Source organism: Bartonella birtlesii IBS 325, from assembly GCF_000273375.1.
Classification (GTDB): domain Bacteria; phylum Pseudomonadota; class Alphaproteobacteria; order Rhizobiales; family Rhizobiaceae; genus Bartonella; species Bartonella birtlesii.
Genome location: NZ_CM001557.1, coordinates 335,191 through 358,377 on the forward strand (window position 1 = coordinate 335,191; position 23,187 = coordinate 358,377).

General features: G+C 40.9%; 16 protein-coding genes and 1 pseudogene. 7 read left to right on the plus strand and 10 right to left on the minus strand.

Going from position 1 to position 23,187, the window contains the following annotated elements; translation table 11 throughout:
- The first annotated feature begins 400 nt into the window (after window positions 1-400).
- Entirely contained in the window at window positions 401-688 is a 288-nt protein-coding gene (locus tag QWU_RS01870) for a hypothetical protein (RefSeq protein ID WP_006589847.1), read from the plus strand.
- A 362-nt stretch (window positions 689-1,050) separates the two neighbouring features.
- Here QWU_RS01870 and QWU_RS01875 read toward each other — a convergent pair whose 3' ends face one another.
- The 8 genes and pseudogenes from QWU_RS01875 to QWU_RS01910 all read right to left on the minus strand — a co-directional run bounded on the left by QWU_RS01875 (window position 1,051) and on the right by QWU_RS01910 (window position 11,655).
- Window positions 1,051-2,058, minus strand: a complete 1,008-nt coding sequence (locus QWU_RS01875) for an HlyD family secretion protein (RefSeq protein ID WP_006589848.1) — start codon at window positions 2,056-2,058, stop codon at window positions 1,051-1,053.
- Window positions 2,055-3,715: pseudogene (locus QWU_RS08895) on the minus strand (MFS transporter). The gene QWU_RS01875 and the pseudogene QWU_RS08895 overlap by 4 nt, the downstream one beginning before the upstream one ends.
- A 24-nt stretch (window positions 3,716-3,739) precedes the next feature.
- On the minus strand, window positions 3,740-4,156 hold the full coding sequence (atpC, locus tag QWU_RS01885) for an ATP synthase F1 subunit epsilon (protein WP_006589850.1): 417 nt from the start codon (window positions 4,154-4,156) through the stop codon (window positions 3,740-3,742).
- 74 nt (window positions 4,157-4,230) lie between these two features.
- Window positions 4,231-5,841 (minus strand): F0F1 ATP synthase subunit beta, encoded by a 1,611-nt coding sequence (atpD, locus tag QWU_RS01890; RefSeq protein ID WP_006589851.1) that lies wholly within the window; start codon window positions 5,839-5,841, stop codon window positions 4,231-4,233.
- Window positions 5,842-5,860: 19 nt separating this feature from the next.
- Window positions 5,861-6,772: a F0F1 ATP synthase subunit gamma gene (locus QWU_RS01895; RefSeq protein ID WP_017196083.1), complete on the minus strand. Its 912-nt coding sequence runs from the start codon at window positions 6,770-6,772 to the stop codon at window positions 5,861-5,863.
- 21 nt (window positions 6,773-6,793) lie between these two features.
- On the minus strand, window positions 6,794-8,329 hold the full coding sequence (gene atpA / locus QWU_RS01900) for a F0F1 ATP synthase subunit alpha (protein ID WP_006589853.1): 1,536 nt from the start codon (window positions 8,327-8,329) through the stop codon (window positions 6,794-6,796).
- Entirely contained in the window at window positions 8,329-8,913 is a 585-nt protein-coding gene (gene atpH / locus QWU_RS01905) for an ATP synthase F1 subunit delta (RefSeq protein WP_006589854.1), read from the minus strand. The genes atpA and atpH overlap by 1 nt, the downstream gene beginning before the upstream one ends.
- A gap of 531 nt (window positions 8,914-9,444) precedes the next feature.
- Window positions 9,445-11,655 carry a primosomal protein N' gene (locus tag QWU_RS01910; protein WP_017196084.1) on the minus strand — a complete coding sequence of 737 codons (2,211 nt, stop codon included), beginning with the start codon at window positions 11,653-11,655 and terminating at the stop codon, window positions 9,445-9,447.
- A gap of 719 nt (window positions 11,656-12,374) precedes the next feature.
- On the opposite strand from QWU_RS01910, the gene fsa reads away from it, so the two are divergent.
- On the plus strand, window positions 12,375-13,028 hold the full coding sequence (gene fsa, locus QWU_RS01920) for a fructose-6-phosphate aldolase (RefSeq protein WP_006589856.1): 654 nt from the start codon (window positions 12,375-12,377) through the stop codon (window positions 13,026-13,028).
- A 269-nt stretch (window positions 13,029-13,297) separates the two neighbouring features.
- Here fsa and lptE read toward each other — a convergent pair whose 3' ends face one another.
- Window positions 13,298-13,888, minus strand: a complete 591-nt coding sequence (gene lptE, locus QWU_RS01925) for an LPS assembly lipoprotein LptE (RefSeq protein ID WP_006589857.1) — start codon at window positions 13,886-13,888, stop codon at window positions 13,298-13,300.
- The gene (leuS, locus tag QWU_RS01930; protein ID WP_017196086.1) at window positions 13,875-16,517 is read right to left on the minus strand and encodes a leucine--tRNA ligase; all 2,643 of its coding nucleotides are present in this window, start codon (window positions 16,515-16,517) and stop codon (window positions 13,875-13,877) included. The genes lptE and leuS overlap by 14 nt, the downstream gene beginning before the upstream one ends.
- Window positions 16,518-16,671: 154 nt before the next feature.
- Between leuS and QWU_RS01935 the strand changes: the two genes are divergently transcribed.
- From QWU_RS01935 to QWU_RS01965, 5 genes are all read left to right on the plus strand, one after another.
- Entirely contained in the window at window positions 16,672-17,373 is a 702-nt protein-coding gene (locus QWU_RS01935) for a YggS family pyridoxal phosphate-dependent enzyme (RefSeq protein WP_006589859.1), read from the plus strand.
- A gap of 646 nt (window positions 17,374-18,019) precedes the next feature.
- Window positions 18,020-19,978: an acetate--CoA ligase gene (gene acs / locus QWU_RS01950; protein ID WP_006589860.1), complete on the plus strand. Its 1,959-nt coding sequence runs from the start codon at window positions 18,020-18,022 to the stop codon at window positions 19,976-19,978.
- Window positions 19,979-20,616: 638 nt separating this feature from the next.
- Window positions 20,617-21,276 carry a cell division ATP-binding protein FtsE gene (gene ftsE, locus QWU_RS01955; RefSeq protein WP_006589861.1) on the plus strand — a complete coding sequence of 220 codons (660 nt, stop codon included), beginning with the start codon at window positions 20,617-20,619 and terminating at the stop codon, window positions 21,274-21,276.
- Window positions 21,269-22,222 carry a cell division protein FtsX gene (locus tag QWU_RS01960; protein WP_006589862.1) on the plus strand — a complete coding sequence of 318 codons (954 nt, stop codon included), beginning with the start codon at window positions 21,269-21,271 and terminating at the stop codon, window positions 22,220-22,222. Before ftsE ends, QWU_RS01960 begins: the two co-directional genes overlap by 8 nt.
- 34 nt (window positions 22,223-22,256) lie before the next feature.
- Entirely contained in the window at window positions 22,257-22,895 is a 639-nt protein-coding gene (locus QWU_RS01965) for a YdcF family protein (protein ID WP_425338961.1), read from the plus strand.
- Window positions 22,896-23,187 lie beyond the last annotated feature (292 nt).

Genomic DNA, 23,187 nt, shown 5'->3' on the forward strand with positions numbered 1-23,187 from the left:
TTTCTCAAGATGCTCTCATCTTATTCATCACTTCTGTGATTTATTTGAGCTGTCTATTCACTTCATGGAATCATTGGATAAGCCTTATCCTAAATATCCCGTTTAATTTTACACTTTTACACCGGGTTTATTCAAAAGAAAACTGAAATGAGACAAAGGACAAGTCTGTATGCTTATCACACCTTCCCCCTTAAAAGATAATTTTTTACAGCATGACAAATAATGCTTATGGCAATATAATGTAAAAGACACCGTTTCATTCAATCAAAGCATTTGTCTTTTTACATCAGCGACAAAGAGCGCCATTAATGCAACCTTTCAATTTCCAAACCGTTATAGCAAAGCCCCACACACAATTCCAATTCTTATAAAACAATATCATACATGAAGGAGTCAACAAATGTATCTATTTTCAACCCACGCCAAAAATGCTAAAATTAAGAAACGCATTGCAAAATTAAAAAGTGAACTTATCCCTGTCAGCCAATGGGGCTCCTCTCATAATGACAGCTTTGAAAATATCTCTGATATGCTTAACACATGGAAACAAAAAGGCCGTCACGCGCTTTACCACCTCAATGAGCACGCCACAGAATTGAAGAAAAAAGTAAAAGAACACCCTAAAACAACCTTCGCCTTAGCTGCTGGATTAGCTTTAGCTGGTTTTTTGCTGGTACGCAAAAACTAACCAGAAAACCAGTTTTTTTAACGTATCCCCGCCCCTTTTAATGCCTGTTTTATATCGGGCATTTTCCTCTATTTTAAAAACCATAACGTTAAAAAACGTGATAAATCACCATAATCATCTCGATAAAATCACATCGCACCCTAACGGATGAGGGATCTCCCACACCACCAATCTGATGACAGATCGCTTTTTTCGAGCAGATGAAAAAGCTTATATCAGCACCCTAAAAGATAATATTTTACAATAGTGCAGCTACCAGCTTAAAGAGATGTATCATGATAAACCAAACAAAATCCTCTAAAGTGAATATCCACTTGCTATAAGAAAAAGGTATAAAGAGCAAACTCAAAAAACCCAAAATTCTACCCTCCAGAGTCGGCACGCTGTGAAGTATCTACATATGTAACAACAGACATACCAGGAATGAGCTTTTCAACCCCTTCCTGTCCAGGATCTATTGCAATACGCACTGAAATACGTTGGGCAATTTTAATAAAATTGCCCATTGTTGTATCTGTTTTTAACAAAGAAAATTCTGAACCTGTTGCAGGCGCGAATCGAACCACACGCCCTTTTAATTTCTTATTGTTCAATGCATCAACAGAAAAAATAACCGGTTGCCCAACACGCATTTGAAAAAGCTGTGTTTCCTTGTAATTGGCAATAATCCAAATATCATCAGAAATGACAGAGACCAATTGCGTACCAGGCAAAACATATTGCCCTACCCGCGCACCAACCAGCCCAACATACCCTGTTTTAGGAGATAAAATCTTGGTATGATCCAGATTAAGTTTAGCCAATTCAACACTAACCTTTGCGCTCGCCACCTCTGACTGTAAACTTTGTCGTTCAAGATCCAACTGCTTTTGCAATTGGCGTTTTGTTTCAAGCGCCGCCAACAATTGTGGGAGAGGGCGAAAAACAGAACTGGAAGTATCAGTAAAACTCAGCTTTTTGTTTTCAGGAAGAACATTGGAAAATGCTTTTGAGCGCGCTAATTCTGCTTCTGCAGCATTAACTTCTCCCTGTAAAATCTGAGCTTGCAACACAACACTTGCAAGTTTTGCATTTTTTGAATCAAGAACAGCCTGTGCTCGTGCCAACTGTTGGCGAAACAAGGCATCATCGAGTTCAAACAAGAGCATTCCCTTTTCAACGCGTTGATAATCTTGCACATAAATTCGTGAAACCACACCTGAAATTTGTGAACTAACCAAAGTCACATTGCCTTTAATGGAAGCATTATCGGTTATTTGAATGGTACTAACAAAAGGAGGCAACCTCCACGCCCATAAAATCAGCAAAATACCAGTAATACCTGCAAGGAATGCAATAAGCGTTGCTCTCGATCGTAATGCTTTTATCACTTTTTGCACCCCTTTTCACGAACATGAAATTGCTTTGTGAATGTATAAAAAGAACATAACTTTATAGATATTTTGACAAGAAAAACAGCAAAAGCAAGCATGGCAATATAAAAATACAGTCGAAAAACATCATCATAAGCAAAAATATTTGCCGTTAACTTAAACTTTTCAATCAGCCCAGATGTACCTTGCTCATCCGCCAAAAACTGAGAAACAGAAGCACCATAATGGGAAGAAAATAAAGTATTGACCTCCCCTGAAATAAGCGGATCGGTAACAACAATATTTTGCGTTAAAGATTCAAAGTTTTTATGGGCGAAAAAAAACTGTAAACTGCCAAAAAAAGCCGCTCCCATTAATCCCCCTGTCACTTGTGTCAACAAAAAGACAGCAATAAAACTTAAAACATAACGTGGTCCTCTCTCGCCAGATATCACAAACCCTCTGCAAAGAGCAGGCGGTAAAAAAAGTGCATAACTAAAACTCACCAAACCTTGACTAAGCATCATATCTTGAGGCTGTGTTAAATAGTTCACATGGCTGTCCAAATATGTCCCAATCGCCAAACAGCCCAAAGAGACAAGATAAAAATAATCTTCACGCCCAACACGTAAAAAAACACACAAACTGCTCCCCCTAAAAGGGTCCCCAATATGATCGCAAGATACATGGGTGCCATCTCACGATTTAGCAAACCAAAAAGATTAAAAAAACCTACTGCTAAAGTTGACCGCTCCAGTAAAAAAACATGAAAAATCAATAAAATGAGAACAGATTGCACCATTTCTTTACTGAAAAGCCAACGTAAATCAATCAAGGGCTTTTCTCTATTAAGTTCAATAATAATAGCGATAGTCAAAGAAAAAACGGCAAAGGCCAACCCCCAACCAATCCATGGCGCTTCATACCACCAATATAATATACCAACAGACATAATCACCGCATTGAGTCCAAGTCCCAGTGCAATTAAACCATAACTTACCCAGTCTAATTTCTGAATAACCTTATTGCGTACCACAGGGGTTAGCGGAAGGGCATAGATACATCCCAAACTGATAAGAACCAACCCCATTTCCAATGCTGAAAGACTTGAAAATCCACCACTTTCCAATAAACCAGGCGAGATCAACCGTGATAGAGGCGCTGCTAGGGCAGCATTCATATAATTCAAACTCAAAGCAACAGTAAACTTTTTTGCTGGTGCAAAAGCTTCCATCATATAAAGAAGCGCGAGTGAAGCCATGGGTGCCGCAGCAATCCCAGCAAAAAAGCGAATAATCAATGCGGAACGCAAATCCGTAACAAAGAGCTGCAAAATACAAACAAAAACAAATCCAAGAATTGATAATTCAGCAAAAGCGCGAAGCCCAAACTGGTAGCGAATTTTGATCAACATGATAGCAACGCTCACATTAGGCGCCATATAGGCAGCAACCAACCATGTCGTTTCGGTTAAAGTTGCATGAAAACCGCCAGTAAGATGAACGATGTTAGACTGAACAACATTTGCCCCTAAACCATAAGCCCACTGCAAAATAAACGAGGCAAAAATATACACAAAACACTTTGGCAAAGGTCCCGCAAAAACGCGACCTGGATGAGGAAAAGGTTTTCCTCCTCTTTTAGCAGACATAACCGTACTCTTTTTTCCGCTCATGTCGCTTTATTCCTGTATAACCCTTTACGCCTCTGCTACCCTAAGATCTGCAGCCATTAATTGATGAAAAAACTCCTCGATCTTATGATTTGTTTCATCACCTGTTCCCCCTGCCAAGCTTGCTTGTACTTGCAAAATTTTCTGCTCCAACGCATCAAAAGAAAGCTGTTCCACAGCAACAACATGCTCCACCAAAAGAGAGCACCCCAAGGAGGTAATATTCGCAACACCCCCGCAAACAGCAAAGAGCCTTTCCCCTGCAGAAGTATGAATACGAACACTGCCCAATACAATGCTCGCCACCAGCGGTGCATGATGTGCCATCACTGTCAACGCGCCTGACGCTGAAGGAAGAACAACAGATCTCACCTGTTCTGAAAAGACAATTTTTTCAGGCGACACCAATTCAAACAAAAAATGCTCTTCTCTATTGTGTTCCACAAAAATCTCCACGAGGCCACATAAGACCTCTTGCTGTGTTTATTGACAACAAGCATTCATTGACGGATATCTTCTTATGAAGAAGCCTCTGCAATGAGACGCTTTCCTTTTTCAATGGCTTCATCAATCGAACCAACCATATAAAAAGCTGCTTCCGGCAAATCATCGTAATCACCAGCACAAAGACCTTTAAAGCCCTTAATTGTTTCTTCTAAAGGTACGAGTTTACCTGGTGAACCAGTAAAAGCTTCAGCCACATGGAAGGGTTGCGAAAGGAAACGTTCAATTTTACGCGCCCGCCCCACCAACAATTTATCATCTTCAGAAAGTTCATCCATTCCAAGAATAGCAATAATATCTTGCAGTGCTCTATAACGTTGCAAAATGGTTTGCACTTGACAAGCAACAGTATAATGCTCCTCACCCACAACCAATGGATCAAGCATACGTGAGAAAGAATCAAGTGGATCAACGGCTGGATAAATTCCCTTTTCTGCAATTGAACGAGAAAGAACCGTTGTTGCATCCAAATGGGCAAAAGATGTCGCAGGAGCAGGGTCAGTCAAGTCATCGGCCGGAACATAAATCGCCTGAACTGAGGTAATAGAACCAGTTTTTGTACTGGTAATACGCTCTTGCAAAGCTCCCATATCGGTTGCCAAAGTTGGCTGATACCCCACAGCAGAAGGAATACGCCCCAAAAGAGCAGAAACTTCGGCTCCAGCTTGGGTAAAACGAAAAATATTATCCACGAAAAAGAGGACATCTTGCCCCTCATCGCGGAAACTTTCTGCAATAGTCAAGCCTGAAAGCGCTACGCGGGCACGGGCTCCTGGTGGTTCATTCATTTGTCCATAAACCAGCGCACATTTTGACCCTTCTGTTGAACCATTATTCTCTTTTGGATTCACATTCACACGACTTTCGATCATTTCATAATAAAGATCATTTCCCTCACGTGTGCGTTCTCCAACACCAGCAAACACAGAATAGCCACCGTGTGCTTTTGCAATATTGTTGATAAGCTCCATAATAAGCACGGTTTTACCAACACCAGCTCCCCCAAACAAACCAATTTTACCACCTTTAGAATAAGGCGCTAACAAATCAACGACTTTAATACCAGTGACAAGAATTTCTGATACGGTTGATTGTTCGACATATTCCGGAGCATCTTGGTGAATAGAGCGCGTTTTGGTTGTTGCAATTGGCCCCACATTATCAACCGGTTCTCCAATCACATTCATAATACGTCCAAGTGTTGCTTCACCAACAGGCACACTAATCTGTGTTCCTGTATCAAAAACCTTCTGACCACGAACAAGCCCATCGGTGGTATCCATAGCAATGGTACGCACGGTATTTTCACCCAAATGCTGGGCAACTTCCAAAACCAATCGATTGCCTAAGTTATCGGTTTCCAATGCATTAAGAATATTCGGTAACACACCTTCAAATTGCACATCAACAACAGCACCAATAACCTGTTTGATCTCACCAACAGCACCTTTTGCATACCCATTTTCTTTTGCAGGGGTATTTTGAGAAGAGCTATGCACAGGCGTAGAAGAACCCTTTACACTTGCTTGAGATTTCGAGGCGGCTTTTTTCACGCCTGAACGAGCAGCAGGCTTCTTTTTTCCAACTTTTGCTGCTTCCTTACTTGACGTCACTGCTTTTACCATCAATCTTTACCTTTTCAATTTACAGCGCTTCAGCGCCCGCAATAATTTCGATCAATTCTGTTGTGATCTGCGCCTGACGCTGACGATTATAAGCCACCGTCAATTTATTAATCATTTCACCTGCATTGCGCGATGCATTGTCCATAGCCGTCATCTTCGCACCCATTTCACCAGCGATATTTTCTAACAAAGCGCGAAAGACTTGCACAGAAAGATTACGCGGAACAAGTTCATCCAAAAGAGAGACAGCATCGGGTTCATATTCATAAATAATAGGCTGTGAAGCTTCACTTTTATCTGCTTTCCCGAAAACATCACTTTCCTCCACCGCTTCTTTTGGAGAAAGCGTTGGAATTAAACAAAAAGTCATTGGGCGTTGATTAATCACGGAAACAAATTCAGAATAAAACAGCGTACAAACATCAAATGCTCCTTCATTGAATAAATCAATGATTCGTTGACTAATCATAGCAGCTTCAGGAAATCCAATGCGCTTTACAGCATGCAAATCGATGTGATCAATCATCAATTCCTTGTAATCACGTGATAAAATATCAGCACCTTTTTTGCCCACTGTCAAAATCTTAACAATTTTACCAGCAGCAAGCAGTGTTTTAATCTGTTCACGAGCACGACGTGCAATCTGCACATTAAAAGCACCACAAAGCCCACGCTCAGCAGTACAAACCACCAAAAGATGCACATCATCTCGTCCCGTACCCCGCATAAGAGGCGGAGCATCAATCCCATCAACATCAGCTGCAACACTTGTTAAAATAGCAGCCATCCGCTGTGCATAAGGGCGCGCAGAATGCGCAGCTTCTTGTGCACGGTGCAATCTTGCTGCCGCAACCATTTGCATGGCTTTGGTAATCTTCTGTGTTGCCTTAACCGAGGCGATACGGTCTCTAAGATCCTTCAACGACGCCATTTAAGCATTCCATCACTTCCATTACGAAAAATTCTTCGCATAAGACTTAAGAACTGTAAGCAATTTATCCTTGAGTTCATCGGTTAGTTGTTTTTGCTCAGCAATCGCCTTTAAGAGATCTTGATAATCACTGCGTAAAAGTGTCAAAAGTCCCTGTTCAAAGCGCGCGACATCAGCAATAGCCAAAGAATCAAGATAACCATTCACTCCAGCAAAAATGACAGCAACCTGCTCTTCTGTTTTCAGAGGAGAAAATTGTGGCTGCTTTAAAAGCTCTGTCAAACGTGCCCCACGATTTAAAAGACGCTGGGTTGAAGCATCCAAATCAGAACCAAATTGGGCAAAAGCAGCCATTTCTCGATATTGCGCCAATTCACCTTTGATCGAACCAGCCACTTGCTTCATTGCTTTAATCTGCGCAGCAGAACCAACACGCGACACAGAAAGACCAACATTCACAGCAGGACGAATCCCCTGATAAAACAAATTGGTTTCCAAGAAAATCTGCCCATCGGTAATAGAAATCACATTTGTAGGAATATAAGCAGAAACGTCATTTGCCTGTGTTTCAATGACAGGCAAGGCTGTCAAAGATCCAGACCCATTTTCAGCATTCAGCTTAGCAGCACGCTCCAAAAGACGCGAATGAAGATAGAAAACATCACCAGGATAAGCTTCACGTCCAGGAGGACGACGAAGCAAAAGAGACATTTGACGATACGCAACAGCCTGTTTCGACAGATCATCATAACCGATCAAAGCATGCTGCCCATTGTCGCGGAAATATTCACCCATAGCACATCCAGCAAGAGGCGCAATAAATTGCAAGGGAGCAGGATCAGAAGCAGTTGCCGCAACGATAATGGAATATTCGAGGGCTCCGCGTTCTTCTAGAATTTTCACAAACTGTGCTACCGTTGAACGTTTTTGACCAATAGCTACATAAATACAATAAACCTTATCCTGCTCGCGCCCAGAATCTTTTTCGTGGAAAGATTTCTGGTTCAAAAATGTGTCGAGCAAAATCGCTGTTTTCCCTGTTTGCCGATCACCGATCACTAACTCACGCTGTCCACGCCCAATGGGAATGAGAGCATCAATAGCTTTCAATCCGGTTGACATTGGTTCATGCACAGATTGACGTGGAATAATTCCCGGAGCTTTAACATCAACACGACGGCGCTCTGTCGCCTTAAGAGGTCCCTTACCATCTATAGGATTTCCCAGTGCATCGACAACACGCCCAAGCAAAGCGGGTCCCACAGGAACATCAACAATAGCACCCAACCGTTTAACGGTATCACCTTCACGGATATCACGATCAGAGCCAAAAATCACAACCCCAACATTATCGACTTCCAGATTAAGAGCCATACCACGCACGCCATTTGAAAAGGCAACCATTTCACCAGCTTGGACATTATCCAAACCATAAACGCGGGCGATACCATCTCCAACAGAGAGAACCCAACCAATTTCTGAAACTTCAGCCTTTTGGTCAAAGTCTCTGATTTGTTCTTTTAAAATTTTTGAAATTTCAGATGGTCTAATATCCATCAGCTGACCTCTTTTTTCAATGCAAGCTTAAGCGAAGATAATTTTGTTAAAAGAGACGTATCAATCTGATACGCCCCCACACGAACGATCAATCCACCAAGAATTGTTGGATCAACAAGGATATGTAGTAAAATTTTTCCCCCAACAACACCTTCCAAAGCCACGCGCAACTCTTTTTCCTGTTGAGGATTCAATGGGCGCGCAGAAACAATCTGTGCAGAAACTTCTCCACGAGAGAGAGCAACACGACGTTGGAAAGCATGTAAAATACCAGTCAAGGCACAAAGCCGACTGTTTAGTGCAATAACACGCAAAAAATTGCCAACAATCTGACCAGCGCCCTCATCAGCAAATTTGATGTGCTCACAAACAGAATGCATCACCTTAACCTGCTCTTTTATTGAAAAAAATGGGCTCTGCACAAAGCGTTTTAAATCTTCATTTTGATCCAAGACAAGCAAAAAAGATGCCACTGCCTTTTCAACCCCTTCAACGTTTCCTGCCTCTTGAACGAGGTCAAAAAGCGCTTGCGCATAGCGCTGATCTACCAATGGCAGCGGTATAAGAGAAAATGAATCCGACACGAAATACCGCCTCTTTCCCTTGAGCGACTCTCTGATAGTTATCAGATGAAATACAAAAGATATCCCGAATTTTAAGAATCTCTTTCTTAAAACCCAGAACGAAAAACTTTTGGGTTTCTAGCATAGACATCATCGACTCGCAACACCACAAACCTACGCTTTTTGAAAATTTTAAATAAAATATTCAAAATATTTTTAAACAAGGATTTTTCAGAGAACCATCAGTTTTTCTACATTTTCTTTTGACATTCTCTGATAGATTTTTCAAGCTTTTTTTCTTCGCTCCATAAAGGCACATAAACAAACTGCAAAAGCTCTCCCTTGCTGAAATATTAAATTCGTTTTTGAGATTTTTTTTCTACCACTACCGAAAAAATGTATTATTTCAAGCTTATAAGCAAAAAATAATAACAGATATTTGCCTTAAAATAGGGAGAAAGTTGATTTTCCCTCTTTTAAGAACATCTCGCCAAGTATATTTCCTCTTAAAATGCACCCATTAAGCATCCCTCTTCATTTTATACCGCGTTGCTAAAGAAAACTTTGTGGATCAATATCAATCTGAACCCGAACTGAAGAAGGCATTTTGGGAGCATTTGCAAGCATCGTGCGAATAAAGCCTTGTATATCAAAAGAACGCAGCCCTTGTAATAAAAGTCGAAAACGATAACGCCCTCGAATGAGAGCCAATGGAGCTTCCGCTGGCCCCATGACCGAGATATTTTTTACTCCTGGTGCAACTTGGCGCAACACCCGTGCATAATGTTCTGCCGCTTGACGTTTTTCTGAAGACACTATCAAAGAGGCGAACCGCCCATAAGGAGGAAGATGATAATGCTGACGCATAGCAATCTCATGCGTGTAAAAATTCTCACGCTGGCGTGAAAGCAAAGCTTGTATCACTGGATGATCGGGTTGATAAGTTTGCAATAATCCTAAGCTTTCCAATCCCATACGCCCTGCTCTCCCAGTCACCTGAGACAAAAGCTGAAAAGTGCGCTCAGCAGCACGTAGATCGCCATTGGCAAGACCAAGATCAGCATCGAGTACCCCCACGAGAGAAAGTCCTGGAAAATGATGCCCTTTAGCAACCAACTGTGTTCCAATAATAATATCAACCTCACCATTGGCAATTGCTTGCAATTCGCTTCGCAACTGACCAATACCGCCTTTCAGATCCGTTGAAAGAATCAATAACCGCGCCTGTGGAAAAAGCACGCCTATTTCTTCGGCAATTCTTTCCACACCAGGTCCACAAGCCACAAGATGGTCTAATGTCCCACATTCAGGACAAGCTTCTGGAAGCGATTGATGATATCCACAATGATGGCATTTAAGCTGTCCTTGCGCGCGATGTTCAACCAACCAACTCGAACAATCACTACAATGAAAGCGATGGCCGCAAACACGGCACAAGGTTAAAGGTGCATAACCACGACGATTAAGAAAAAGCAACGCCTGTTCGCCTTTCTCAAGCGTTTGTTTTAAAGCATTCTCAAGAACAGAGGAAATAAAACGCCCCTTTTCTACCCCCCCTTTACGCATATCAATAACCCGCAACTGTGGCAGTGCAGCCTCTTGAAAACGCGATGGTAAATGCACCTTTTGATAACGTCCCCACAAAACATTTACCTGACTCTCAATCGAAGGTGTTGCTGAAGATAAAATAACAGGAAAATGCTCAAAAGACCCCCGTGCAACAGCCATATCACGCGCATGATAAAAGACACGTTCTTCTTGTTTATAAGCAGTATCATGTTCTTCATCAACCACAATCAATCCAAGGTCATGAAAGGGTAAAAAAAGTGCTGAACGCGCTCCTGCCACCACCCGCACACGCCCTTCTGCCACCTGGCGCCATACGCGTTCCCGACGACGCGGTGCCAAATCAGAATGCCATTCCGCCGCCGCTGCACCAAAACGTGCATGAAAGCGATCTAAAAATTGTTGTGTTAAAGCAATTTCCGGCAATAAAATCAAAACCTGCTTACCACCTGTAAGCGCTTGAGCAACTGCTTCAAAATAAACTTCTGTTTTTCCTGACCCTGTCACACCATCCAGCAAAAAAACCTGAAACTGAGAAGACAAAACACCCTCCCGCAACAGATGCGCTGCTTCACTCTGTGCCCCCTCTAATTGAGGGGGACAAAAATTCGGATTAGGCAGCCCCACAAGAGCAGGAGCAGGTACCATAACCTCTTCAAAAATCCCCAGTGCTTTTAAACCTTCAACAACGGAAATAGAAGTTCCTGCAGCATGTGCAAGCCCAGAACGTGTCCAAACCTCACCATCGCGTGCCAACTCTAAAACCTTTATACGTGCTGGTGTTAAACGTTCCACATCCCCCCCACAATAGCGCAAGCCCTGTAATTGTGCTTCTGGCTCTAAAGCTGCCGGGACTCCTAAAACCAATCGTGCAACAAGACCAACAGGAGTCATCGTATAGCGGCTAACAAACCGCAAGAATGCGATCATCTCTGCCTTTAATGGCGGACAATCAAAAACATGAAGCAAAGGGCGTAATTTTTTACCCACTATTTGCCTATCTTTTATCGTTTGCTCTCCCATATCAACGACAATGCCACAAACTTGCCGCCCCATCACTGGAACACGAACAAAAGAGCCAACCTCACACACCATAGACAAAGGAACCTCATAACTATAAGCATGCGCAACAGGAAGAGGCACCAATACTGCAACAATTTTTCTCTCCCTTACATCTTCCATCACACTTGGCTTCATCTTTTATCTCAAATTTTATATGAACTTCTCTATCGCAGATTTTTTTATAAAGGATCTCTTGCTGATCTTATCATTCTAGCCCTACCAATCACCCCTTAACCGCTGTACCACCCACCACAAAATCATAAAAAAGCTACAGCTCCCGCAAAGAGTTATACCTCCTCCATAGCGGATAAAGATCAAAAACGATAAGCCCATACAGAAAAAAACACCCCAATAGAAGTAATTTTCCCCTCTGTTACATATTCTATTATTTTCCACAGCAACTTTATATCAGCCCTTTTATAAAACCAGTATTTTCATCTTTAATATTTTCGCAGTAATATTTTCGCAGTAATATTTTCATAGACAACCTTTTGGATGTAGAAAATGATTGATCCAATTTATTTCATTCTAATTTCCCAAACCTTTTCACACGCCCCCATTATTGATAAACATATCAAACAAGCAACTTCATCCTCTATAAAAAATGGAACTCTATAATTATTAAGCATTGCATAAAAAACACTAAGCGCTAGCAGCCATTTCCCATATTTATTCTCCCTGCGCCTATTTTTCTTATCCAACAGCGAATTTTTTCCCCTTGCCGATTTATGCTATTGCCTATTCTGTAAGATTGCCACACGCCCTCTTGCTTTTGCCATAAACAATAGCGCATAACAAAAACAAGTTACAACATGAGAGACTTTGAATAAAAAGCACAACCAAGGAGATGAGAGATGAAATTTTTTGTGGACAGCGCCAATATTGAAGAAATCCGAGAATTACAAAATTTAAATCTCGTTGATGGTGTGACCACCAACCCCTCACTCATCTTAAAATCAGGACGCAATATTCTTGAAGTGACAAAAGAAATTTGTAGCCTTGTTAATGGACCTGTTTCTGCCGAAGTTGCAGCAACAAAATTTGAAGATATGATGAAAGAAGCAGCTGTTTTAGCAAAAATTGCCGACAATATCTGTATCAAGCTTCCCTTAACATTTGATGGATTAAAAGCCTGTAAAGCCCTGACAGCAAAAGGATTAAAAACCAATCTCACCCTCTGTTTTTCTGCCAATCAAGCTGTATTAGCTGCCAAAGCAGGCGCAACATTTGTTTCACCATTTGTTGGCAGAATCGACGATTGTGGAAGTGATGGCATTGCACTGTTGCATGAAATCCGCACAATTTATGACAACTACAACTTTGCAACGCGAATTTTGGCAGCTTCCATTCGTACCGTTAATCATGTCAAAGAAGCAGCATTAAGTGGTGCAGATGTTGCAACCATTCCACCGGCAATCTTAAAAGCACTGGTGAGCCATCCTCTAACCGATAAAGGGTTACAAATCTTCCTCGAAGATTGGAAAAAAACCGGACAAAATATCGTTTAATATTTTGCAAGAACTCAAAACAACACAAAAATCTGTACCGATAAGTTCTCTAACCACATGCTCTCGCGCGTCTTTTCCATAATATATTCTTGAATAACAACCATACATAAAGACGCGCTCATGGTCCTCATGCTCTTAGAGCTCCGTCGCAAACATTTCCCCATACTGTCTCTCAAACTTATCCCATCAGCAATCTTAGAAACGCTGATGAGCTGCCTCACCGATTAAAGGATACAAACCTTGACCAAAACGATTGATCAAAAAACTATTTAATGTTTTGTCAAATCTCTTGAAAGCAACATGAGAATCTGTTCGGCTAATTCCTCAGCCACACGCTTCCGCGCATCTTCTTCTGCTTGCATTGTTGCATACTCTTGGCGCAACCGTTCAAAAGACGCGCTCACAGTTCCCATACCGTCAGCAACAGGCATATTTTTCATATCCTGCAAGATATAGGAAGCTTTTCCCACCACAGTTCCAACAGAAGGTCGCCCCTCCTTTTTCCTATCGAGATCAACCTCGATCTGTACAGAGCTCCTTGTAAACAGAGATGTTTGCAATGTTAATTGATAAGCTGGAGAAGCTACTTTACTGCCATTTCCGTACAGAAGAAATAACAGATGATTACGCACCATTTGCCCAAAACGATCTGAAGGCTCTGCAACAACAATGGAAGCTAGTTTTTCGGAAAGATTCAAAGATTTTTGTTTTGAAGACGAATCATCAAAAACAGAATCTACAGAACCTATTGTTGTCGAAATCCCAGATGCGTGATGATAAAGCGGTTCAACTATACATCCACACAAAAGCGTGGACAAACCAGCTAAGCCCACAAGAACAAAATTTTTAAACAACGACATTCACAATCCTTTTTGGAACAATAATTATTTTTTTTACCGATTTCTCGCCCAAATGCGCCTTTACAAAATCAAGAGCTAGAACAGTTTCTTCAATCATCGCTACAGTTGCCGTTGCTGCCACAGTAACCTCACCGCGCTTTTTACCATTAATCTGTACCGGCAAAATATAGGAATCTTCAACAATTAATGCGGTATCATAAACAGGCCAGGCAAGCTCACAAATCAAATTTTTTCCTCCCAAAACAGCATGACACTCCTCTGCCAAATGCGGCATGATAGGTGCAATCATAGCAAGGAAAAAATCCACTGCTTGGCGCAAAGCTGCCTTCATTTCATCCTCAACATCTGCTACCTTATTTAACAAAGGTGCCATAATATTCAAAAATTCATAAAGGCGTGCAATTGCCCGATTAAAAGCAAATTTTTCCAAATCATCTTCCACGGCATAGAGTGTTCGATGCGTCACTTTTGAGAGTTCCAAAGCCGCCCCCTGGTGCCCAGCACGGGGTGCCACTTCTCTTAACAGTGGAGCACTCAAAGCCACATGGCGCCAAACACGTTGCACAAAACGATGCGCTCCTTCAACACCCGATTCGGTCCAAATAACATCTCGCTCAGGAGGAGAATCGGACAAAACAAACCAGCGCACAGTATCGGCTCCATAGGAGGCAATAATATCATCAGGATCCACGACATTCTTTTTTGATTTGGACATTTTTTCAATCAAACCAATCGTCACCTCGCTTTGATCGGTTAATTTATAAGCCTGCCGCTTTCCATCCTTTTCAACAATAGTAATTTCTGCTGGAGAAACCCACCCCTGATCATCCCGATAAGTTTCATGCACCACCATACCCTGGGTAAACAGCCCCTTAAAAGGCTCGTCGATCTTCACATAACCCAACAATTTCATGGCACGCATAAAAAAGCGCGCATAAAGAAGATGAAGAATGGCATGCTCAATTCCGCCTATATATTGTTGCACGGGCAACCATTCCTCTGTCGCTTGGCAATCAACAGGTTCCTGTGCAAAAGGAGCAGTAAAACGGGCATAATACCAAGAAGAGTCCACAAAAGTATCCATAGTATCGGTTTCGCGTTTGGCAGTCTTTCCACAAACAGGACAAGCAACAGTTTGCCATGTTTCATGACGCGCAAGAGGATTTCCAGGCTGATCAAAAGTGACATCATCGGGCAACACAACAGGCAAATCAGCACGCGGAACAGGAACCACCCCACAAGATGTACAATGGATAATTGGGATAGGGCACCCCCAATAACGTTGACGCGAAATCCCCCAATCACGCAAGCGAAATTGCACAGTCTTTTTTCCCTGTGGCTGCCCCCCAAATATTTGCTCCTCAAGCCTTTTAGCTGCTGCTTCAAAAGCTTGTTGCGGTGTCAAGCCATCCAAAAAGCTGGAATTGATCATCACGCCATCACCAACATAAGCTGTTTCAGCAATCACAAAATCTTCCCTCTCAACCCCCTTTGGCAAAACCACCGGTCGCACGGGAAGATCATATTTACGTGCAAAATCCAAATCTCTCTGATCATGGGCAGGACAGCCAAAAACAGCCCCCGTTCCATAGTCCATCAACACAAAATTAGCAATATAAACAGGAATATGCACCGCCACATCAAAGGGATGAACAGCCAAAAGCGATGTACGAAATCCTTGCTTTTCAGCGGTTTCAAGTGCCTCAGTTGTTGTTCCACCACTCCGACAACTCTCGACAAAAACCTCCAGCTCCTTATCTTTCTTTGCAAGAGCCTGGGCAATGGGATGATCAACAGACAGCGCCAAAAAGGAAGCGCCAAACAGCGTATCAGGTCGTGTTGAATAACAGACAACCTCACGAAATTCTTCACAAACCTCATCGGCTCCTTCTATGGATTTCAAAGCCCAACGAATCAAGAGTCCCTGCGATTTACCGATCCAATTTTTTTGCATAATGCGGACTTTTTCGGGCCACTGTTCAAGTTCTTCAAGCCCTGCCAGTAAATCTTCACCAAAGTCACTAATTTTGAAAAACCACTGGGTCAATTCCCGCTGTTCAACCAACGCACCAGAACGCCAACCCCGTCCATCAACAACCTGTTCATTTGCCAAAACCGTGTGGTCAACGGGGTCCCAATTCACCTTAGCCACTTTGCGCGCCACCAACCCCTTTTGATAAAAATCAAGAAACAGCATTTGCTGGCGATGATAATAATCCACATCACAAGTCGCAAATTCCCGTGTCCAATCTAGTGAGAGCCCTAATTGCTTTAATTGCCCACGCATCACAGCAATATTTTGATAAGTCCAAGTTTTGGGATGCACCTTATTTTGCATAGCAGCATTTTCAGCCGGCATACCAAAAGCATCCCACCCCATAGGATGGAGCACATTAAAGCCCTTTGCACGTTTATAGCGTGCAACAACATCTCCCATAGCATAATTACGCACATGCCCCATATGAATACGCCCTGAGGGATAAGGAAACATTTCCAAAACATAATATTTTTCACGTCCATCTTCTTGGGCAGTCTGAAAAATCTTTTTTTCATCCCAAATCTTTTGCCATTTTTGTTCACGGGCATGTGGATTATAGCGTTCACCTATATTATAACGTTCAATCGTCATTTCTATGATACTCTTTTACAAAATTGAACTAAAAAATGTTTTATTATGCTTGACCATGGATTAACCTCATCGTCAATATTTTCCATAAATATTTCATGAAGTATTTTACAAATAACAACGCAATCACTAAATTAAAGAGACAAAGTACGAAAATATGAACACACACACCAACCCATCCGATCTTTCCCCCGATCCTTCCATTAACGCATGGCAAAATCTACAAAAAGACATTATTGAAACATGTAAAGAATACCACCGCCCTCCAGAAAAGGTACAACTGATTGCTGTTTCAAAAACCGTTTCCATAGAGAATATACGCCCTCTTTTACAAGCAGGTCAAACTGTCTTTGCAGAAAACCGCGTGCAAGAAGCCGCGAAAAAATGGCCTGATTTGCGTCAACAGTTTGAAAATATTGAACTTCATCTTATTGGTCCTTTACAATCGAACAAAACAGCACAGGCCATCAAAATTTTTGATGTCATTCAAACAGTTGATCGTGAAAAAATAGCAAAAAGCTTAGCCGAAGAAATGCAAAAACAACAAAAACATCTCCCTTGCTACGTTCAAGTCAATATTGGTTTAGAATCGCAAAAAACTGGCATTTCACCGCAAGAAGTGGTCCCTTTTGTTGCCCAGTGTAAAAATCACTATGGACTTGACATAATTGGTTTAATGGCCATTCCCCCCATACAAGAGAATCCCGGACCCTATTTTGCCTTGCTAGCCAAACTAGCAAAACAAGCCGATCTCCCAAAGCTTTCCATGGGCATGTCCAATGATTTTAAAACAGCTCTACAATTTGGTTCGAATGTTCTTCGCATTGGCTCTGCTTTATTTGGAAAACGTCCTGTGTAAAGCAATTTCTTCTCATGCCAATTCATTCCCCCTTTAATATAAATTCATTCCCATTAAAAAATCTACCAAAAGCCAAAAACAACAAACATGAGAAAAAAAGCTAAGCTTCCAAAACTCTTCACCAACATGTACAATAACTTCAAAACAGCCCTGCAATTTTTTTCTCATATTTTCATACTTTGATTTTACCTTGCAAAATATCCCCCCTAACCACCTCATCACCAAAAACATATTCAATATGATTATCGCGACGATTTTTATGGAAATTCACGAATTCTTTTAACTTCTCCGATAGGCATTAAAAAATTTCAACGACACTTCAATTTTCGTATAGCTTCTTGGCATCATAAGCACTTCAAATGCACAAGAAAACACTAAGAGTCATACTCCCAACATAATAGCAATCATAAGAACAACGAAAGCTATTTAAAAAATCTAATTTTTCAGGAACTTAAAAAAATTTTATAATATAAATACACAAAGCAGCACAAAATACTCTCTTCAACATAATGACATCAGATTTTAAAATTGACTATTCCAATCTTTGTCATTTAATCTAATCTCAAAATGAAAAGCTTACGGGGAAGTTTTGCCTAAAAAGATCATGGCTAATTTTTCCCTTACAATAAATGAAAAGAGGGAACTTATGTCTGAAAAAATCTATCCAATACCAGAGGATATAAAAAAAAATGCTCTCATCAATGAGAAAACTTATCATCAGTGGTATCAAGAAAGCATCAATGATCCAGAAAGCTTCTGGGCAAAACAGGGGCAATGCATTGAATGGTTTAAACCTTTTACAAAAGTAAAAAATACTTCCTTTCATGATGATGTATCAATTCAATGGTACGAGGATGGAATAACAAATGTTGCCTATAATTGCATTGATCGCCACCTAAAAAACCATGGTGAAAAAATAGCCCTAATCTGGGAAGGGGATAATCCTTATCATGATAAAAAAATCACTTATAACGAACTTTATGAACATGTTTGCCGTTTTTCCAATATTTTAAAAAACCACGGCATCAAAAAAGGGGACAGAGTCACCATTTACTTAACCATGATTCCCGAAGCAGCCTATGCCATGCTTGCTTGTGCCCGCATTGGTGCCATTCATTCGGTAATTTTCGCAGGCTTTTCTCCTGAAGCAATAGCAGGACGCATTGTTGACTGTGAATCGACTTTCATCATTACCGCTGATCACGGTTTGCGTGGCGGCAAACGAATTAACTTAAAAGACAATGTTGATCATGCTATTGAGATTGCAGCCCGCCAGAATGTACATGTGGATCAAGTCATGGTCATACGGCGCACCTGTGGACCAATCGATTGGGTAGAGGAACGGGATTTTTGGTACCATGAAGAAATTGCTTATGCAAAAACAGACTGTCCAGTAGAAAAGATGAATGCTGAAGATCCGCTTTTTATTCTTTACACCTCAGGCTCGACAGGCAAACCCAAAGGTGTTTTGCATACGACAGCGGGCTATCTTGTTTATGCCGCGATAACCCATCAATATGTTTTTGATTATCATGCTGATGAAATTTACTGGTGTACCGCTGATATTGGCTGGATTACGGGGCATTCTTATTTGATTTATGGACCTTTATGCAACGGCGCCACTACTTTAATGTTTGAAGGCACTCCAACCTTTCCTGACAAAGGCAGATTTTGGGAAATTGTTGATAAACACAAAGTCAATATATTCTACACTGCACCAACAGCTATTCGGGCCTTAATGGGGGCAGGCAATTCATTTGTTGAACGCTCGAAAAGAACATCCCTACGCTTGTTAGGTACCGTGGGCGAACCCATTAATCCAGAAGCATGGGAGTGGTTTTATCATACGGTTGGTAACAATCACTGCCCCATTCTTGATACATGGTGGCAAACAGAAACAGGAGGGCATATGATCACCCCCCTCCCCGGAGCCACACCCCTTAAAGCAGGCTCGGCGACACGTCCTTTCTTTGGGGTTCAACTGCAAATTACAGATGAACAAGGAAATATTCTAGAAGGAGAAGCAGAAGGCAATCTATGTATTATTGACTCATGGCCAGGACAAATGCGCACGCTCTATAATGATCACGAGCGCTTTATCCAAACCTATTTTTCCACCTATAAAGGAAAATATTTTACAGGCGATGGCTGTAGACGTGATAGTGATGGCTATTATTGGATTACAGGACGGGTAGATGACATTCTCAATGTTTCTGGACACAGGCTAGGTACAGCAGAAATTGAATCAGCACTTGTTTCTCATCCTGCCGTTTCAGAAGCTGCTATCGTTGGTTACCCTCATCCCATTAAAGGGCAAGGAATCTACAGTTTTGTCACCTTAATGGAAGGAACAGCGCCAAGTGAAGAATTGCACAAAGACCTGATTAAACATGTCAGAAAAGAAATAGGCTCCATTGCCATATTGGATAAAATTCAATTTGCCCCTCAACTTCCCAAAACACGATCAGGAAAAATTATGAGACGCATTTTACGCAAAATTGCTGAAAATAATTTTGATGATTTAGGAGATACTTCAACCCTTGCTGAACCACAAGTAGTTGATGATCTTATTACCAACCGCCAAAATAAAGAAACCATGGTCTAAGACACAACAACACCACGAGGGCTTTAGCGTCTTGCTAAAGCCCTCAGTAAAAAAATAAGCTAATACTATTATTCTGCCAATATTGTTATTCCTGTTTGTCAACTCAAAATCCAACTCAAAATATTGTCACCATTCTTAATCTATATTGAAATCCTTCATAAAAGATATTTTGACACTTCAGATGTTTTTATCCACGCATGCATTTCCAGCGCAAATGAATGATTTATATTCATAATAAAAAGGCTTGCCATGGGTAAATTTTACTATTTGTAAAAATTTTTTATCAAACTATTTTAGCAAAATAAAAAACCACAAAGACTAAAATTATAAAAGATGCATTTTAATGCACATTGAAGCGAAAAATGCCCAAACCTCATCAATCACAAAACGAATAAGATCGAGGTTAAGCCCAAACAACAGGTAGAGCAATGCTCATGTTTCTGCTAGAAACACCTTGGAATTCCTGCTAAAATCATAAATAAAGGTAAAATAAAGAAATATAAGAGATATTTTACAAACAATATTTCTCAAGCATAAATGAGAAATATTGCATATTATGAGCCATGAATAAGATTGAAAACAATAGGAGCAAAAATCCTGAAAATGATACACTATAAAAGCAGAAGTGGTAACGAAAAGTGATTCATTTTGAAAATGTCGGTCTGCGCTATGGAATGGGGCCTGAGGTTCTTCGTGATATTAGTTTTCATATTCCTGCTGGCTCATTTCAATTTCTCACCGGTGCCTCGGGAGCAGGGAAAACATCATTGATGCGTCTGATGTTTTTAGCGCTTAAACCAACACGCGGTCACATTGATTTATTTGGAATGGATACGGCATTGCTCAAACGGCAAGAACTTCCAGCATTACGAAGGCGTATTGGTGTGGTCTTTCAAGATTTTCGTCTCCTTGATCACATGACCACCTATGAAAATGTTTCTTTACCCTTACGCATTAAAGGGCAAGAAGAAGCAACCTATCGCAGTGAAGTGGAAGATCTTCTCTGTTGGGTAGGCCTAGGCGATCATATTCATGTTTTACCACCAGTTCTCTCTGGCGGAGAAAAACAAAGGGTAGCCATTGCCCGCGCACTCATTGACCAACCTGAAATTTTGCTTGCTGATGAACCAACAGGAAACGTTGATCCACCTTTGGCAAAACGTCTGCTCCGTTTGTTTATTGAATTAAACCGTTTTGGAACAGCTGTTGTCATTGCCACCCATGATATCGCCCTGATGGAACAAGTCGCAGCACGGCGTATGCTTCTCCATAATGGACGGATGACAATTCATGAATAAGCCTTTCCCTATTTTTACCAGCAATCAAAAAAACACCACGGCTATTATTCCCAGCAGCAATATTTCTAGGCAAGCACTGGTTGCAGTCATTGCTATTATGACATTTCTCTCAAGTCTCACATTAATCAGTGTTGATTTAGTTCAACGTGCAGCTTATAGCTGGAGTCATCAAATTAGCTATGAAGCAACCATTCAAATACGCCCCATGGAAAATGTTGATATCGAAAAATCTCTTCATGATGCAGTAACATTGGTTAAAACATTTCATGGTGTAGAAGATGCAACAATTGTTGACCAAACAGCCACAGAAAAATTGCTCGAGCCATGGCTTGGAACAGGTTTTAATTTAAATGAATTGCCCCTTCCCCGTCTCATCATCGTTACCCTAAAAGACAAGGAAGAAATTGATTTTTATGCCATCAATCAAGCAATCAAAACACAAATTCCAGGAGGTCAGTTTGACGATCACCGTATTTGGGTCAAGCGTTTTACAACCATGGCTCATACCACTGTTTTGATTGGTTTTGCAATTTTAATACTGGTTTTAGGCTCATTGATACTCACCATTATTTTTGCTACACGCAATGCACTGGCAGAAAATGCACATATTATCAATGTGTTATATTTTCTTGGCACAGAAACCCTTTTCATTGCGCGACAATTTGACTGGCATTTTTTTAAAACTGCGCTGCGTGGTGCATTATATGGTGGTATCATAAGCGCAGTTCTCTTTCTTATTTTTGCTTTTTGGACAAACTATAACTTAGGGAAAGTAGAAGTGAGTCAAATAACCGCTTTACTTGGACATCTTTCCATAAGTTCTCTGCCTTATGGAAAAATCATTGGTCTCATAGTTTTTGTTTCTTTTCTCACCATGTTTACAAACCGCATGACCATTCTTGCACAACTTAAAAAAATGGATCAATGCGAAAACGGCCTCTTTTAATTTTATGATTCACAACGTCTGTAGTTCTTATTCAATGATACAAGACACTTCCAAACTCTCTTTTAAAAAGTATAACCTATACCACCCATGGCGCCGCTTGTTTCGCTACTTTCCTCCAACAGCACTTATCCTTTTGATAATCGTTCTGCTCTTCTGTATTGGTTTTATTATTTTTTCTGAAAAAACCGAGCGACTTCAACCGCCAAATCCTTTACCCAAAGCTGATGCAATCATTGTTCTGACAGGAGGAGAAAACCGCATAGAGACAGGACTTAATCTTTTACGAAAAAAACTTGGTTCACGGCTTTTAATCAGTGGAGTAAATACAACCACCAATCTGAAAAGTTTCATGCACAGCACATATATTACGCCCCAGCTTTTTACCTGTTGCGTCGATATCGGGTATAAAGCCACGAATACCAAAGGAAATGCCGAAGAAAGCGCTATTTGGATCAAAAAACACCATTATAAAACAGTGTATATAGTTACCCATGATTACCACATGTGGCGCTCAATACGTGAACTCAAACACTTAATGCCTAATATCAATTTTATTGCTTATCCTGTTAAAAAAAACGGTGATGAAAGCATGATACAACAGATCAATCAAACCCGAATTCTTGCATTTCAATATATCAAAACCATTGAAGTATACATAAGAACGGCATTCTAACCTTTTCACACTATTTTTCTAAAAATTTTGCTATTTGGCTGATCACGCCATGCACTTCACTCTATAAGCCTCAACAAGCAAACCCTGCGCTCATGGAAAGCAAAATACTCCCCCAAAATACACTTGTGTTGCACATTCATAATCTTGTGTTAAAAAGAGACATTCAAAGCTCATCTCAAGGCACTCTCCATGCATAATATCTCCCAAGAATAATAACTTTCCAGACTGCTATAAATTCCATTTTACGTTTCTATAAAATGCAAGCAGCACTCTCAAATAATAATGCCCCAAT